Origin of the sequence: Paraburkholderia sp. IW21, from assembly GCF_041321145.1 — a bacterium.
Lineage (GTDB): Bacteria > Pseudomonadota > Gammaproteobacteria > Burkholderiales > Burkholderiaceae > Paraburkholderia.
The window spans coordinates 227589-243780 of sequence record NZ_JBGGWA010000009.1 but is presented as its reverse complement, the minus strand read 5'-3'; the positions used below and the strand labels follow the sequence as shown (position 1 = coordinate 243780).

The window sequence follows — 16192 nt, the reverse complement described above, 5'->3', positions numbered from 1 at the left end:
GCTGTTTTTACCGTGACGTCAAAGTTGGGCAGGCCGTCCGGCACGCACATCAATCGCGCACTGCGCCCGCCGCGTGGCCACGTCTGGCTTTCTGCGCGGCCGGCGCGCCGCGAGCTTCTTCGCGCCATTGATGCCGCGAACGGACCATCCTGCGCACGGCGAGACGCGCCATCTTCACCCAGCCCGACGGACGCGGGTCGGCCAGCATGCTGAGCGCGCGGGCATAGTCGAGCGTGAGGCCCGGCGTCCACGCCATCGTCGCGGCGCGTTTGCGCAGTTGCGCGGCCACCCACAATTCCGGTGTCGTAATCACACGCAAAAACGGCCGCCAGCCGCCGAGGCTCCCCCAGACACGTGCCGACGCGCCTTCGATCGCCGCTTCCAGTGCTCGCGATACGCTGCTCGAACAATTGCGGTGCGTCAGGTTGTAGGTCGTGTCCTGACGATAGGTGTCCCAGAAGCGGCGCAGACGCGCCGGATCGTAGTTGCGAATGCGCACCTGAACCGTGGACGGACACCACGCCTTGGACTCGGTCCGGTAATCGGGTTGAAACAGACCGGGCACGTCGTTCTCGCGCGTCGCACGCAGGAGCCGCGCGAAATCCTCAGGCGAACGATCAATCTCGACGCCCGGATACAAGCTGATATAGATACCCTCAGGTGATTCGAGCGCGGCATGCCCGGTCGAAATCACGCCGTTGCGATCCACCGCCGCGATATAGCGATCGACGATCAACTGCCTTCGCGCCTCGCCCCTGGAGGAACCGACCGGCGTCCACACGTGGACGGTCAACGCGGCTTCGTCAGCGGTGGGTGGGCCATCCCATTCGGCCATGCCACGCCGGCCTGCGGCCGCAGCGCTTGCAGCAGAGCGGGCTGCATCGGCCGTTGCATCATCCGAAGCAACCGCGGGATTCGACGCAAGGCGCCGCACGCGCGTACTCAGCAAAATCATGTTCCAGCCACCGAACATCAGGCCGAGGCCAAGACAGTACGGCACGGTGCCCACATAGTGCGTCGGATACGGCTGATAGAAGAAAATCGCCAGCGCGATTTCCACGCCGCCGCCGATCATGGCGAGCCGCCACGTCCGATATCGGACGACCTTCGCCGAGACGATCTGCAGCAGACCGTCGGCCAGAAAGAGCGTGCCGAAGATCATCGACAGAATGAAGTTGCCGTGATGATGGCCGACGAGAATCAGTGCAGCCGCAAAACTGAATGCGATGCCCTTCGCATAGCGCAGCGTACGTTGCCCGCCCATGCCGGTCCATGCGACGGCCAGCGTGGCGAGCCCTTCGAGCAGCAGCAACCATGCAAACGGTGTGATCGGGAAATAGAGCGCGCCGTCGAGCGCATCGATGAACACCACCACGCCGAGAAGAAGGCTCGCCCAGCCGATCAACTGCAACGATCGCCAGCGCGTGCGCAGGTAATCGACGCCTAGCAGGATCATGACCAGTCGAACCATCGCCAGCCCTCCGTGATTGACGCGCCTTTCCGATCGCAATCTTATACACATTCACGGCGGCCGCGCGCAACGGTTCAACGCGGCTCAGGCCGCCGCGGCTTGCGGCATCGCCTCGCCGTGCTCGCCGCCCAGGGCGTCGAGCAGATCGGTCAGCATGCGGTCGAGTTCGGCGGTCATCAAGGTGACGTCGGAGTCGAAGCGCTCGTCGTCGTTCTGCGCGGTGGGATCGCTCGCTTCCTTGAGGATGTCGAGCGGCGCGATGCGCTTGATCGTCAGCGACGGTGTCAGCACGAACGACACGCGGTCGTTCCACGTCATCGCGAGCCGCATGCATTGCTTGCCGGCTTCGATATGACGGCGCATATCTTCGGCATCCAAAGTATGGCCGACGTAGCGCACCGTCGCATTGCCTTCGGCGGGCGAGCGCAATTCGGTGTCCTGGTCGAGCGTGAACCCGGCGGGGCCGTCACCGGCGAGCAGCCATTCCGTCATGGCCGCGACCGGCGATTGCGTGACGCGCACGGTGCCGAGCGGCAGTTGATCGATCGACTTCACCAGCAGACCGCGCACTTCGTCGGCGACCGCTTGCGAGCCCGCATCGATCACGAGCCAGCCGTTCCTGCTATCGATCCACACCCGCGTGTCGCGGCGAATGCTGAAGGCGCGCGGCAGCAGTTCGTCGGTGACCTGCTCCTTGAGCTCGCGCATCTGCTTGCGGCCGGGTTTGAAGCCTTGCTGCTCTTCGAGTTCGAGCGCACGTGCCTTGGTCACTTGCGTGACGACCGAAGCCGGCAGCAGTTTCTTTTCGGTGCGAAACACCAGCAGCATCTGGCCATTGAGCGCATACACCAGCGCGTCGTTGTCGCGCGGCGACGCCCAGCCGTGGCTTTGCATCTCGACGCTGTTGCCGGGCGCGAACGCCTGCGGCGCGAGCCATTTCTCCATTTGTTCAGGGGTGACGGACCACGGAGCGGGAAGACGGTGCAGCTGAAGGTTTTTGAACCACATGGGCAGGGTTTTGTACGGAGGCAGAGCGCAACATTCTATATGACGGCGAACAGGACGCGCTCGGGAGCGTACCGGCGCTCGTGTCGACAAAGTGGTCGTCACCCCGGGGCATTTTCAAGTAGAACGCGAAAATCGTTTCAACGACAGTCCGATTGTCAAACACGACCGTTAGCCGAAGAATGAAAGAGCGCGCAATCATGCGGACTCTCAGTCTCTGAGCGCGCGTTACCTTTATCACCTAGACTTTTTTTAAAGGCGCGCGACAAACACGGAGGCGGCCATGGCCGATGAAACCGCACCCTGGCAGATGGTGGAGTACGAGGGTTTCGAGATTCACGTGGCGCCGTTTCCCAAGAACCCGCCCGACGAAGCACACCCGTCAGCCGTACCTGATAACCGCTACACGTATGTCGGTTACGTGTGCCATCCGGGCGCCGATCCGTCTATTCCCGGGCATGCGGTGCCGTTCCATGCGGACGGCGAAGAGAGCTTCGGCGGCAAGGACGAAGCGCTTTACGAAGGGGTGCACGTGGGGCGCAGCATTGTCGAAGGCACACACCCGGATCTGACGGTGCTGCCACTGGTGACGGGCGGCGTCTAACGCACGCGTCGGCTCGCACGAGGTTGCTGCCGGATTGCGCCGCTACACATGCAGAAGACAGCGCAAGCGCGCACGTCTTCAGCTGAATGCGCGCTTGATGCGCGACTTAAGCAGCGCGCGGCGCAAGCGGCCGGTCCGCTCGGGTTCGCTGACCGCCTGACCTCCTTCCACCGGCGTGCCGCGCCGCAGGAAATAGCGATCGAAGGTGGCTTGGGTCATGCCCCACTTGTTCAGGAACTGGCGGCGCCCATCATTCTTGACGACCTTGCCAGTGCTCTTCTGCTGGAAGTGATAAACCAGACTGTCGCCGACGCCGAGGAACACCCGGCAACCGGCATCCCACAGCTTCATCGAAAAGTCGTTGTCGCTGCTCATGCCGGGACTCAATTCGCTACTATAGCCGCCCACCTTATGCCACCAGTCGCGATGCACGAGCGTAGGGGGCCATGTAGCGCCGCGCCAGTCTGCGCGTACGAGCCTGGGCGCGGCGGCGACCAGTTCGTCGGCGCGGAAGTTTTCCACCTCGCGGCCGAAGTTCTGCACGACGACGCACGGATTGCCGGAATCGACCGGCTCGATCATCGTGCCGGACAGCAGGAACAGATTGTCGGCCGGCATCTGCGCGAGACGCTTGACGAGCGCGTCGTCCCAACTGGGGCAGCAGTACATGTCGTCGTTCATGTAGACGATGTAGTCCTGCGTGGCGCGCGCCGCCGCGATATTGACCGCATGGCAGATGCCGATATTGCCGGGCGACGCGGTGTGTTCGATACCCTCGTCGCGCACCCAGGCCAAGGTGCCGTCCGAGCCGTCGTTGACGTGCACGATGATCTGATGCGCGTGCGCCGAATGACGCCGCAGGCTTTCGATCACGAGCCGCAGGTAAGGCAGATTGTTCCAGGTCGGGATGATGATTGAGAACATCGATTCGGTCCGTTGAGCTTGGCGCGGGCGCCAGCGCGGTTTCAACCCCGCATTGGCAATCCGCCGTGGTGCAGTGCAATGCAATTAAATGGCCGCCGTCCCGGCGACATCATCCGGGCGCGGCGTGGGCGAGGAGTTGCCGGCGCAGTGCCTGCGGGCGCCGCGGGGACCTAACCCCGGACAGGCTGCCCAAACCGCGTCGCCTGTAAGTTTCGCCGGGGATTGTACCGCCGCCGCCCGCACATACGACAAATACCGCGGCTCAAAAGCCATGGCGGCCGCCTTCGCGCCGGTCTTCCGGAAATCGGCGAGGGCAATTGCCGCCCTCCGCCGACGGGCAACTTCCCGCATGCTCCAGCAAACATTTTGCAAGGGAGCGCACGGTTATAATTGCGTTCGCCCTACCGTCTTAAAAACACAGCCAAGGGTCCGGCCTATAACAACTCCACCACCGGAACGGTAGTGTTCTTACATATTGTTGCCCTATGATTTTTGCTCCCAGTCTGGTCTGGCTCAGCACAGCCCTGCTGTTTTTCGCGCCTGCCGTCAATCTCGTGTGGCGCGGTGGCACGGGCTATTGTTTTTTCGCGATTCTCGCGTTTGCGCTCGGCGCGGCGGTGGCCAATCGACGCATGCCGGGCTATTTCGCCGGCCTGCGCACCTACCGTTGGTTCACGATCGGCATGCTGGCTTTAGTCGTGGCAATCGCCGTCCAACAGTTGCTGTTCGGCTACTGGTTGCCACGCCAGTTCGACGCGCTGTCGCGCTTCGTACTCGCGCTGCCGGTTTTCCTGCTGCTGCGGCAATTGCCGTCCCGACATCTGCGGATGATCGGCTGGGGTTGTGCCGCCGGCGCACTGGCGGTGGGCATCTGGGCGTTCCTCGATCAACCCGCAGGGGGCTGGACGGACGCGAATCGTTTGAACAATTCTTATACGAACGCCATTCCGTTCGGCGACACCGCGCTGCTACTCGGTTTTCTGTCGGTTTTCACGCTCGGCTGGGACAAGCCGGGCGACTGGCGCGTGCTAGGGCTGCGGTTGCTGGCGCTAGTGGCGGGCGGCTATGCGTCGTATCTGTCGGGCACCCGCGGCGCATGGCTGGCCGTACCGGTGTTCGTCGTGTTGCTCGGCTCGCAGTATCAGTGGTTCGCAGATAAGAAGCGTCTGCTGGTGGCGACCCTGGCGATCGTGATCAGCGTGGGGGCGCTGCTGTCGACCGAGCGTGTTCAGAAGCGCCTCAGTGATGTAACAAAAGATTTTTCGATGATGCAGCAGGGCGAAGACTACACGTCGGTCGGCTTGCGCTTGCAGTTGTGGAATGCATCGCGGCAGATCTTTTCGCATCATCCGGTGTACGGCGTCGGCAAGGGGCATCTGGAGAACGAACTGCGTGTGATGGCCCAGCGGGGTGAAGTGAAGGCCGAAATCGTCAACGAGCGCGCCCATAGCGACTTTTTCTCGACCCTCGCCGAAATGGGCACGATCGGCGTGGCCTGCCTGCTGCTGTTCTACTACGGTATCTCGGTGTACTTCTGGCGTCACAGGCTGTCGAACGATCCGGCGATTCGCGCGGCGTCCTATGCCGGACTGGCGGTCGCCACCAGCACGGTGATTTTCGGACTGACGATCGACGTGCTCGTGCCCATCATGGTCACGGTGCTGCTTGCGCTGCTGGTCGCCACGCTTCTCGCGGTGATCGACGCGCGCAAGCGCGAATTGGGTACAGCGCAACCGGCGGCGTCGCGCGGCCACGCGGGTTCAGCGCGTGAATAGCGCGTACAGCGCGGCAACGTGGGCATCGACGCTCGGGTCGTAGACGAGGCTGCGCAGCGGCGCCGCGATCCGCGCGCCGCCGCTGCGCACGCGCTCCACCGCGGCGTGGATGGCACGCTCGAAGCTCCCCGCCGACTGCCGTGAAAACTCGATCTTCGCTGCCCCCATGACGGTCTCCGCCGATCCAACGTTGTCGGCGATCACGAGCGGCGTGCCGCACATCACCGACTCGACCCCCACGAGGCCAAACGGCTCGTAAGCCGATGCCACGACGGTGAAATCGGCTGCGGCGAACAATTTTTCAATCTCTTTGCAATACCCGACATAGCGAATCGTGTCGCTGGTTTTCGGCACCGGCCGGCCGGCCACCACCAGGCACACCGGCAGCGTGGTCAGCGCAAAAAACGCTTCCAGCAAGGGATAGCCTTTGCGTTCGTGACTGGTCGACGAAAACACAAAGATCACGCGATCTTCGGGCAGATCGAACTGGCGGCGCACCTTCGCGCGTTCAACCTCGTTCAGCGGCTGGAAACGTGCGGTGTCGACCGGCGGATAGAGCACCTCGATACGTTCGGCCGGCACTCCGTAGAAGCGTTGCAACTCGCGGCTCATCAATTGCGAATGGGCGACGATCGAACGCGCCCGCGCGTAGACGCGCCGTTCCAGCTCGATCTGCCATTCATCGCTGCGTCGCGCGGCGCGGCCGGCGGCTTCGAGCGATCCCGGATGCGTGCCGCCGCACAGCGCGACGTCAGCATGGGTGGAGTGATTGATCGAGAAGACGCATGCCGGGCGATGCCGTCTCAGCCGTTGCTTGAGGCGCCAGTCGAATGCCAGATTGCGAAGCTTACGCGGCGCCCAGCGGACATTCAGCGGTTGAGGGTCGATCCATGCGGCTTCGGGCAGCGTGCGGTCGATCTCGCGGGCGAACAGCGTTGGACGCAGGCCCATCCGATGCAAGCCGGCAATCACGTCGCGCGTGTAGCGTTCGGCGCCGCCGCTGTTTTTCAGCGCCTGGGCGGTCAGGGCGATGTCGGTGACAGGACGCCGGGTCGGGTCGGACAAGGATCGGATCTCAGGAAGGCGCCCGCGCGGCTTAAGGCTGCACGGGCTGATTTTTCAGGACAGCGGCAATTGTAAAGGATGGCCTTGGGGCCGCTACATGACGCAGCGCCCGCGCCACCGATTAAAATCTAGCCGAACCGAACCCGCCCTATTCCATGACCGATAGCCTCTCGACAACCCTTTCCTCCGCAGCGTCGGACACACACCGCCCGCTGGTATCGATCCTGCTGATCGCCTACAACCAGGAAAAGCAGATCGCCGACGCAGTGCGCAGCGCCCTCGCACAGACCTATGAACCGCTCGAAATCCTCATTTCGGACGACGCGTCCAGCGACGCCACCTTCGCCGCGATCGAAGCCGCGGTCGCCGGCTACAGTGGACCGCACCGGGTGATCGCGCGCCGCAACGCGGCAAACCAGGGCATCAGCGCGCATCTGTCGCAACTCGCGCAGATGGCTCAGGGCGAACTGCTGTTCATTGCAGCAGGCGACGACATGTCCGCGCCGACCCGGTGTGAGCGAGTCGTCGAATTCTGGCTCGCCCGCGACCGCCGCCCCGACCTGATCGCCACCGACCTCGCGGACATGGACGAAGCCGGCAACGTTCACGAACGGATGACGCCGACCGAACTCGATCGCTATCGCAGTTTCGACGACTGGCTCGCAGGCAGACCCTGGCTCATCGGCGCCGCGCACACATGGTCGCGACGGCTGTTCGAGCGCTTCGGGCCCATGCTGCCGGGCGCCGCCGCCGAAGACCAGATCATGGTGTTGCGCGCCATCCTCTCCGGCGGCGCCGCGAGCCTGCGCGAGCCGCTGGTGCGCTACCGGCGCGGCGGACTGTCACGCAAACGCCGCTATGGGTCGGTCAATGAGTTGATCGCGCGAATGCGCCAAAGTAACCGCTACGGACTGATGGAACTCGCGCAGTTGCAGCGCGACGCCGAGATCGGCGGTGTGGGCGAGCGCATGCGCGCGGCGATGGCACCCAAGCTCGCCCGCGAACAATTCATTCACGCGATGTTCGAAGCCGGCGGCCTCGGCGAGCGCGTCGGCCTGCTCACACGCAGCGCCAATGTAAAGCGCGGGCTGCGCATTCGCATGTTTCTGTATGTGGTGTGTCCGGCGGTCTACGCACCGGGAATCTGGCTCAAGCGCATCGTGCGGAAAAACGGCCGCTGAGGCTGCGCGTCGATAAGCGGACCGATACGCGGACCGATACGCGCTTCGCTACGCGCTTCGCTACGCGCTGCGCCGCCGGCGCAGCCGACGGCCGAACGGCTGCTGCGCCTCGACGCCGAAGCTCAAGAGGCTCTTGCGCAAGCGCCGCATCATCTTCATCGTCCGCAGGAAAGTCTCGCCGGTGTGGCTGAACGTCACGAATTCGAGCGCACCTCGCCAGTTTTCGATGCCGCGCGAAAATGCGTTCATATCGTCGCGCGCCTCGACCGGCAATTCAGCCCCGAAACGCTGCGCGAATAGCTGGATCTGATCCGCGATGCCGTCGATCTGGCGCCGCTTGCTGGCGCCGCGCCGCTCAGCCGCCCCGCGCTTGCACTCGTCTCGCGCGCCCGCGCCGGGCCGCAGATTGGTCGCACTCGCGCCGACCGCGTTGCTCTCGTGCTGGCGATATTTCAGATGCGGCGCCGCCACGTGACGAATCTCGCCGAACGACGCCACCACCATCGCCAGCCACCAGTCGTGCATGACGATGCCGGGGGGAAACGGCAACGCGCGATCAAGCGCGGCGCGGTTAACCAGCATCGCGCAGCCGGGAACATGGTTGCTCAACAGAAAATCGCGCAGGCGTCCGGCACGGCGCGACTTGGCCGTGATATCGAAGAGAGACTTGGACAGACGGCACAGCGTCGCATCAACCAGCTCGATGTCGCAGAATGCCAGCGCCGGCGTGGACCGGCCCCGAGTATTTTCCACGGACTGCAGATCGCGCATCAGGTCGGTAAGCTTGTCGGGCGCCCACACGTCGTCCTGATCCGCCAGCGCGACATAAGCGCCGCGGCAGCCTGCCAGCGCGCGCTCGAAATTGCGGACGATGCCAACCCGTTCCCCACTCGCCACCAGCCGGACTTCGACGCGGCCGGAATAGGCGGCCACCCATTCCGGCGTGCCGTCGGTGGAAGCGTCGTCGGCGACCACCACCTCGAGATTCGGCCAGCTTTGCGCCTCCAGCGAAGCCAGAAGCTCGGGTAGATACGTGCGGCCGTTATAGGTCGCAAGCGCGATGGAAATCAGTCGCTTACCGGTAGGGTCGTCGTGATGCATCGCTAATTGGATCTCCGCTGCTGAATACGATCGCAGCCCGTAAGCATGCATTTAGTGTAAAAAAAGCGCAACAAACTGAGATAAACCCGCAACACTATCCCAAAAAATGGACCAAAAAGACCGACTAATATGCGTTGCGCAAGGAAGTCGGGCAAAAAAGCCTCGGAGAGACGCCGGGATGGCTGAACGGTCGCGCCGGGCAAGCGCCTAAGATTGCGGTTGCCGGCGGAGGGTGACGTCGAAAGGCGCGAATTCTTGCCGAATCACGCCGCGGTTTGCTGGAACTGGATGCGATGCAAATGCGCATACAGACCGTCTTGCGCCAGCAGTTCACGATGACTGCCGCGCTCGACGATACGCCCTGCTTCCATCACCAGAATCCGGTCGGCACGCTCGATCGTCGACAAACGGTGCGCGATCACCAGTGTGGTACGGCCCTTCATCAAGGTTTCCAGCGCCGCCTGCACATGGCGTTCAGATTCCGAATCGAGCGCCGAGGTGGCTTCGTCGAGGATCAGGATCGGCGCGTCCTTGTAGATCGCGCGCGCGATCGCCAGACGCTGCCGTTGACCGCCCGAGAGCATCATGCCGTTGTCGCCGACCAAGGTATCGATACCGTTGGGCATCGCCTCGACGGTGTCCCACAAATTGGCCGCGCGCAGTGCCGCCTTGACCTTTTCCGGGTCGGCGTTCTGGCCGTAAGCGACGTTGTTGGCCACGGTGTCGTTGAACAGCACCACGTCCTGGCTCACCATCGCGATCTGGCTGCGCAGCGCATGCAGGTCATATTCCGGCAGCGCGACACCATCGACCAGAATCTCGCCGCCGGTCGGATCGAAAAAGCGCGGCAGCAGATTCACCAGCGTGGTCTTGCCGCTGCCCGACGGGCCTGCCAGCGCGACCATTTCGCCCGGCGCCACCTTGAACGACACACGGTCGAGCGTGTGGCGCTTGTGCGTGGCGTTGCTGCCGTAGGTGAACGACGCGTCGCGGAATTCCACTTCGCCCCTGGCGCGTTCGAGCGGCTTGCCGCCACCCTCCGGCTCGGACGGCTCGTCGATCAGGCCGAAGATCAGCTCGGCCGCCGTCATGCCGCGTTGCAGCGGCTGGTTCACGTCCATCAGATGCTTAAGCGGGGAGATGATCAGCAGCATCGACGTAACGAACGCGACAAAGCCGCCGACCGTGGTCTGATCCGACGACGACTGCACCACCGCAATCGTAATCACCACGGCGAGCGCAATCGACGCAAGGAACTGCGTCAACGGCTGCGCGAGGCCGCCGGAAACCGTCATGCGCATCGCGTAGCCGCGCAGACGCTTGCTCATCGACGTAAAACGGTCCGTCTCGTACTGTTCGCCGTTGTGCACCTTGACGACCTTATAGCCGCCCACCGTCTCTTCGACGATGTACGACAGCTCATTGGTCAGCAACTGATGCTCGCGGTTCAGGCGCCGCAGACGGCGGTTGATCTTGCCGACCAGCCAGCCGATTCCCGGCAGCAGCACCGCGACGATCAGCGTCAGGCGCCAGTTCAGATAGAACAGATAGCCGAGCAGGAAGACCACCGTGAGCGAATCGCGCACCAGCGTGACCATCACGCTCAACAGCACGTTGAGAATCTGATTCACCTCGAAGACGATTGCGTTGATCACCGTACTCGCGGTTTCGCGCTGGAAAAACGCCACGCTCGTGTGGATCATGCGGTCGAACATCTTCAAACGCAGTTCGAGCAGGATCTTGTTCGACACGTACGCGAGCAGATAGCCGGACGCGTATTGCGCCACGCCGCGAATCAGCGCGAGGCCGATGACCGCGACCGGCACGACCCACCTGGCGTTGTCGCTGGCGTGCGCGCCGAAGCCTTTGTCCAGAAGCGGCTTGAGCAACGCGGGGATCGCCGCGTCGGTGCCGGCGCTGGCGGCCATTGCAAGGATCGCGCCGACCACCACCCATATGAGCGGCTTGATGTACGGCCACAAGCGTCGAAAGACGACGGCAGGCGAGGATGCATCACCTGAACCGATGGGTTTGCTTAACGTTGGCTTCGCGCTCAAGGAGATCCTCTGGGAATGCGGGACGGCGTCCGCGCATGAGGCGGATTGCCTGCCGCGCGGAATATCAGGAAACAGCATTGTAAACGGTTGAGGATGACCGCCGGAGGTTGTCAATCGGGCAGATTGCGTGGGCAACTCACCAAGGAACGGAGGCATTCGACCGTGGCGCGAACGGGCGCGGAGGACCGCTGGCGGGTGTGTCGGGCCCTGCCTCGCCGCGCGGGCTGTTTCGTATGCGGCTAGTGCGCTGTGTATACTTGCGCGAGCCATTCCGTCACCCTGCCCTTCCACGCGATTCAGGTATGCAAGAAACCACCCTCGGCGTCGCCATCATCACCAAAAACGCCGCGGCGCGACTGGCCGAGTGCCTGCGGGCCGTGGCCTTCGCCGATCAGATCGTCGTCATCGACGGCGGCAGCACCGACGGTACTGCCGACATCGCTCGCGCACACGGCGCCCGGGTGCTGGAGCAAACCGACTGGCCGGGCTTTGGTCCGCAGAAAAACCGCGCGGTGGACGCGCTCTCCACCGGTTGGATTCTCTCGATCGACGCCGACGAGATCGTCTCACCGGAGCTGGCGTCAGCAATCCGCGCGACGCTGGCCGCACCCACCGCCGATGTTTATGCGGTAGACCGGTTATCGAGCTTTTGCGGGCACTGGATTCATCACAGCGGCTGGTATCCGGACTGGATTCCGCGTCTGTTCAAACGTGGCGCGGCGCGTTTCTCCGACGACCTCGTGCACGAGCGCCTGGTGTTCGACACACCTTCGCAGCGCCTGACCGGCAAGCTGATGCACTACTCGTACGAAGACTTCGAAGGCGTGTTGCGCAAGCTCGACACGTATTCGACAGCGGGTGCGCAACAACGCCATGCGGCAGGTAAGCGCGGCAGTTTCGGCAAGGCGCTCGGGCGCGGCGCCTGGGCGTTCGTGCGAACCTACGTGCTGCGGCGTGGATTTCTCGACGGCCGCGCCGGGTTCATGATCGCGGTGTTCAATGCGGAGACGGTGTACTACCGGTTTTTGAAACTGGCGCGGCTGGGGGAGAAGTCGCGGGGTAGTGACGCGGGACGTTGACGAGGGCGCTTACCGCAGCATCAATCATGGCCGCAAGGATGGTCCGGCTTTGCCCGCGCGATCTACGCTATTCGCGCGAGCAAACCAGCATCAGTAGACGATTTCGATCGAGCTTCCCGCGAACTCGCCGCGCAATGCGGCGAGCAGTTCGTCGGTCGGCTTCACGCGCCACGCGTCGCCAAGACGCATTTCGCCCTGCGCGTTTTCGCTGCGATAGACCACTTGTACGGCAAGCCCGTTTGGAATCTGCACAGCAGCTTGACGCTGACCACCGCCGCCATAGCCGCCGCCGTTTCGGCCAGCGCCTGCGCCGCCTCCATTGCCACCGCGTGACGACGCAGCCGGCGCCGGTGCGGCTTGCGGCTCGTCCTTACCCGCGCTATGCGCTTCGAGCACACGCCGCAACGCCAACGCATCCGCATTGCCGTTCATCTGCACCTTCACGGCTTCCGCGTAACGGCAGCGCGCGCGGCCGAGGTCCATCACCGTATCGACGGTGAAGCGGATGCCGCCCGTGAACGCGTCGTTACGCGCCTGACCCTGCACCACCAGCAGTTCGTCTTCCTTGAACAGCGGCTTGTGGGCTTCAAAGGTCTCGTTGAAGACGGTCACTTCGCATTGGCCGGTGCCGTCGTCGAGCAGCGCGATCAGCATCTTGCCGCGCTGGGTCATCTGCGTGCGCAGTGACGCGATGACCCCGGCGACCAGCTTGTCGCGCCCTTCCTTCAGCTCGCCGATCTTCTGACGCACGAAGCGGCGCACTTCGTCCTTGTAGGCGTCGAACAGGTGACCCGACAGGTAGAACCCGAGCGCGGCCTTCTCTTCCTGCAACTTCTTCTTTTCCGGCCATTCCGGCTCGTCGACCAGTTCGTGACCTTGCGACGGGGCGTCGCCCATGTCGAACAGGCCAGCTTGCATCGCGTTGGCGCTCGCCTGCTCGGCGGCTTCCATCGCCAGCGAGACGGATGCGATCAGTTGCGCGCGATTCGCATGCAACTGATCGAACGCGCCTGCACGGATCAACGCTTCCACCGTCCGGCGATTGACGATCCGGCGGTCGACCCGGTTGCAGAAATCGAAGATGTCGATGAACGGACCTTCTTCGCGCGCGCGCAGGATTTCTTCGATTGCGTTCTGGCCGCTGCCCTTGATCGCGCCAAGGCCGTAGCGAATCGTTTTCGACCGTTTGCCGTCCGCTTCCGCAACCGGCTCGAAGCGATATGCGGACAGATTGACGTCCGGCGGCAGCACGGCCATCTTGTTCGTGAGGCAGTCCTCGAACAGGATCTTGACCTTGTCCGTATCGTCCATGGCGAGCGACATATTCGCCGCCATGAATTCCGCCGGATGGTGAGCCTTCAGCCATGCGGTGTAGTACGCGAGCAGCGCATACGCCGCCGCGTGAGACTTGTTGAAGCCGTAGCCCGCGAACTTCTCCATCAAGTCGAAGATTTCGTCGGCTTTCTCGGCGGTCAGGCCGTTTTTCGCGGCACCTTCGCGGAACAATGCGCGGTGCTCGGCCATTTCCTCGGCCTTCTTCTTCCCCATCGCGCGGCGCAGCAAGTCGGCGCCGCCGAGCGAGTAGCCGCCGATGATCTGCGCCATCTGCATCACCTGCTCCTGGTAGACCATGATGCCGTAGGTCTCTTTCAGAACAGGTTCCACGCGCGGATCCGGATACTCGACCACTTCGCGGCCATGCTTACGCGCACAGAAGCTCGGGATCAGGTCCATCGGACCCGGACGGTACAGCGCCACCAGCGCGATGATGTCCTCGAAACGGTCGGGCTGCGCGTCTTTCAGCATGCCTTGCATGCCGCGGCTTTCCAGCTGGAACACGGCGACCGTGTTCGCTTTCTTCAGGATCGAGAACGACGCCGGATCGTCGAGCGGCACTTGTGCGAGCGACCAGTCTTGCTTAGACGGATCGAGACGGCGGATGTAGCGCTCGGCCCAGTCGAGAATCGTCAGTGTGGTGAGACCCAGGAAGTCGAACTTCACGAGGCCGACGGCTTCGACGTCGTCCTTGTCGTACTGGCTCACGACACCGCTTTCGTCGCCCTGCGTATAGAGCGGGCAGAAATCGGTGAGCTTGCCGGGTGCGATCAACACGCCACCGGCGTGCATACCGACGTTACGCGTCAGGCCTTCCACGCGCTGCGCGAGTTCGAGCAGCTGGTGCACTTCGTCTTCGTTGTCGAAGCGCTCCTGAAGGAGCGGCTCTTCCTTCATTGCGTCGGCGATGGTGACGTGCTTGCCCGGTTTGAACGGAATCAGCTTGGCGATGCCGTCGGTGAACATGTAGCCGAGATCGAGCACGCGGCCTATGTCGCGCACCGCCGCCTTCGCCGCCATCGTGCCGAAGGTGGCGATCTGCGACACGGCGTCCGCGCCGTACTTCTCCTTCACGTACTGAATCACGCGGTCGCGGCCGTGCTGGCAGAAGTCGATGTCGAAGTCGGGCATCGACACCCGTTCCGGATTCAGGAAACGTTCGAACAGCAGGTTGTAGCGCAGCGGATCGAGATCGGTCACGCCGAGCGCATACGCCACCAGCGAACCGGCACCGGAACCCCGGCCCGGACCGACCGGCACACCGTTGTTCTTGGCCCAGTTGATGAAGTCAGCAACGATCAGGAAGTAGCCCGGAAAGCCCATCTTGATGATCGTGCCGCACTCGAATTCGAGGCGCTGGTAATACGTTTCGCGCTGCGCCTCGCGCTCGGCCTCAATCGGGAAGAGCTGGTCGAGCCGCTTTTCGAGACCTTCTTTCGACAAATGCACGAGGTAGTCGTCGAGCGACATGCCGTCGGGCGTCGGGAAGAGCGGCAGCTTCGGCTTGCCGAGTTCGAGCGTCAGGTTGCAACGCCTGGCGATTTCAACGGTATTGGCGAGCGCCGACGGAATGTCCGCAAACAGCGCCGCCATCTCTTCTTGCGTGCGGAAATACTGCTCGGACGTAAAGCGCTTCGAGCGGCGCGGATTCGCGAGGATGTCGCCCTCGGAAATACACACGCGCGCTTCATGCGCGGTGAAGTCGTCCGGCGTCATGAACTGCATGGGGTGGGTGGCCACCACCGGCAATTTCAGCGACGCCGCGAGCGCGACCGCCTGCTGCACGTACTGCTCGCCGCCTGGCAGAGCGCACCGTTGCAGTTCGATATAGAAGCCGCTCGGGAAAACCTTCGCCCAATGCAACGCGTTGCGTTTGGCCGCTTCTTCGTTGCCGGCCGCGAGCGCCAGGCCGATGTCGCCCTGTTGCGCACCGGACAACGCGAGCAGGCCTTCTCCCAGACCGGATTCGAGCCAGCCGGCTTCGACTTCCGCGCGGCCGCGATACTGATTCGTAAGCGATGCCTTGCTGAGCAGCTCGCACAGATTCAGATAGCCGCGCCGGTTTTTGACCAGCAGCAAAAGGCGCGAAGGCTTGTCGCGGTCGTCCGGATTGGTGATCCAGACGTCGCAGCCGGCAATGGGTTTGACCCCTTTGCCGCGGGCTTCCTTGTAGAAACGGACGAGGCCGAACGCGTTGCCGAGATCGGTGAGGGCGAGCGCGCCCTGACCGTCTTTGGCAGCAGCCTTGACGACGTCGTCAAGACGCACGATGCCATCGGCAATCGAGAATTCGGAGTGAACGCGGAGATGAACGAAGCGGGGATCTGGCATGGGCGACATTGTAACTCCACCCTTCCGGAGTTTTCAGGCCAAAGCCCTGCATTAGCCGTTCGGCTTAGGATGGCATCGCAGATGCGCGGTCCAAGTTTGCGAGCGATTTGCGCTGCCGCAAGCGCCTGGCCATTCGGCCGAGTCGGCCAAACCGCCAGCTTGAGGGATAATACGGGTTTCGCCCTATTCGCCGTGGCCGCGCCGCATCGTTCCCATGCGGGCAGTTCAATGCGCCCCGTTTTCCGCGCCGCGGGCCACTTCTTA

General features: G+C 63.3%; 11 protein-coding genes. 4 read left to right on the top strand and 7 right to left on the bottom strand.

Features of this window, described 5'->3' with window-relative positions; translation table 11 throughout:
* Window positions 1-49: 49 nt before the first annotated feature.
* Together ACAX43_RS22035 and ACAX43_RS22030 are read right to left on the bottom strand one after the other, a co-directional pair.
* Window positions 50-1471 carry an HdeD family acid-resistance protein gene (locus ACAX43_RS22035; RefSeq protein ID WP_370710539.1) on the bottom strand — a complete coding sequence of 474 codons (1422 nt, stop codon included), beginning with the start codon at window positions 1469-1471 and terminating at the stop codon, window positions 50-52.
* An 84-nt stretch (window positions 1472-1555) separates the two neighbouring features.
* Entirely contained in the window at window positions 1556-2479 is a 924-nt protein-coding gene (locus tag ACAX43_RS22030; RefSeq protein WP_370710538.1) for a recombination-associated protein RdgC, read from the bottom strand.
* A 280-nt stretch (window positions 2480-2759) separates the two neighbouring features.
* On the opposite strand from ACAX43_RS22030, the gene ACAX43_RS22025 reads away from it, so the two are divergent.
* A complete protein-coding gene (locus ACAX43_RS22025; RefSeq protein ID WP_370710537.1) occupies window positions 2760-3080 on the top strand; it encodes a hypothetical protein in 321 nt (106 codons plus the stop codon).
* A gap of 78 nt (window positions 3081-3158) precedes the next feature.
* Here the strand turns inward: ACAX43_RS22025 and ACAX43_RS22020 are convergent, their stop codons facing one another.
* Entirely contained in the window at window positions 3159-4004 is an 846-nt protein-coding gene (locus tag ACAX43_RS22020; RefSeq protein ID WP_370710536.1) for a glycosyltransferase family 2 protein, read from the bottom strand.
* Between the two features lie 485 nt (window positions 4005-4489).
* On the opposite strand from ACAX43_RS22020, the gene ACAX43_RS22015 reads away from it, so the two are divergent.
* The gene (locus ACAX43_RS22015) at window positions 4490-5779 is read left to right on the top strand and encodes an O-antigen ligase family protein (RefSeq protein ID WP_370710535.1); all 1290 of its coding nucleotides are present in this window, start codon (window positions 4490-4492) and stop codon (window positions 5777-5779) included.
* Here ACAX43_RS22015 and ACAX43_RS22010 read toward each other — a convergent pair.
* A complete protein-coding gene (locus tag ACAX43_RS22010) occupies window positions 5765-6844 on the bottom strand; it encodes a glycosyltransferase family 4 protein (RefSeq protein ID WP_370710534.1) in 1080 nt (359 codons plus the stop codon). The genes ACAX43_RS22015 and ACAX43_RS22010 overlap by 15 nt on opposite strands.
* 155 nt (window positions 6845-6999) lie before the next feature.
* Here ACAX43_RS22010 and ACAX43_RS22005 point away from each other — a divergent pair, with 155 nt between their 5' ends.
* Window positions 7000-8025 (top strand): glycosyltransferase family 2 protein, encoded by a 1026-nt coding sequence (locus ACAX43_RS22005; protein ID WP_370710533.1) that lies wholly within the window; start codon window positions 7000-7002, stop codon window positions 8023-8025.
* Window positions 8026-8085: 60 nt separating this feature from the next.
* On the opposite strand, the gene ACAX43_RS22000 is transcribed toward ACAX43_RS22005, so the two are convergent.
* Window positions 8086-9126: a glycosyltransferase family 2 protein gene (locus ACAX43_RS22000; protein ID WP_370710532.1), complete on the bottom strand. Its 1041-nt coding sequence runs from the start codon at window positions 9124-9126 to the stop codon at window positions 8086-8088.
* A 263-nt stretch (window positions 9127-9389) separates the two neighbouring features.
* Window positions 9390-11183, bottom strand: a complete 1794-nt coding sequence (gene msbA / locus ACAX43_RS21995) for a lipid A export permease/ATP-binding protein MsbA (protein WP_370710531.1) — start codon at window positions 11181-11183, stop codon at window positions 9390-9392.
* Window positions 11184-11485: 302 nt separating this feature from the next.
* Here msbA and ACAX43_RS21990 point away from each other — a divergent pair, with 302 nt between their 5' ends.
* Complete coding sequence (locus ACAX43_RS21990; RefSeq protein WP_370710530.1) at window positions 11486-12262, top strand: glycosyltransferase family 2 protein; 777 nt, start codon at window positions 11486-11488, stop codon at window positions 12260-12262.
* Window positions 12263-12352: 90 nt separating this feature from the next.
* Here ACAX43_RS21990 and dnaE read toward each other — a convergent pair whose 3' ends face one another.
* A complete protein-coding gene (dnaE, locus tag ACAX43_RS21985) occupies window positions 12353-15937 on the bottom strand; it encodes a DNA polymerase III subunit alpha (RefSeq protein WP_370710529.1) in 3585 nt (1194 codons plus the stop codon).
* Window positions 15938-16192: the final 255 nt, after the last annotated feature.

What these genes read in the sequence shown, in the direction of transcription:
- ACAX43_RS22035 (WP_370710539.1), bottom strand. Translation starts at nt 1,471, where the DNA reads ATGGTTCGACTGGTCATGATCCTGCTAGGCGTCGATTACCTGCGCACG.
- ACAX43_RS22030 (WP_370710538.1), bottom strand. Translation starts at nt 2,479, where the DNA reads ATGTGGTTCAAAAACCTTCAGCTGCACCGTCTTCCCGCTCCGTGGTCC.
- ACAX43_RS22025 (WP_370710537.1), top strand. Translation starts at nt 2,760, where the DNA reads ATGGCCGATGAAACCGCACCCTGGCAGATGGTGGAGTACGAGGGTTTC.
- ACAX43_RS22020 (WP_370710536.1), bottom strand. Translation starts at nt 4,004, where the DNA reads ATGTTCTCAATCATCATCCCGACCTGGAACAATCTGCCTTACCTGCGG.
- ACAX43_RS22015 (WP_370710535.1), top strand. Translation starts at nt 4,490, where the DNA reads ATGATTTTTGCTCCCAGTCTGGTCTGGCTCAGCACAGCCCTGCTGTTT.
- ACAX43_RS22005 (WP_370710533.1), top strand. Translation starts at nt 7,000, where the DNA reads ATGACCGATAGCCTCTCGACAACCCTTTCCTCCGCAGCGTCGGACACA.
- ACAX43_RS22000 (WP_370710532.1), bottom strand. Translation starts at nt 9,126, where the DNA reads ATGCATCACGACGACCCTACCGGTAAGCGACTGATTTCCATCGCGCTT.
- ACAX43_RS21990 (WP_370710530.1), top strand. Translation starts at nt 11,486, where the DNA reads ATGCAAGAAACCACCCTCGGCGTCGCCATCATCACCAAAAACGCCGCG.
- dnaE (WP_370710529.1), bottom strand. Translation starts at nt 15,937, where the DNA reads ATGTCGCCCATGCCAGATCCCCGCTTCGTTCATCTCCGCGTTCACTCC.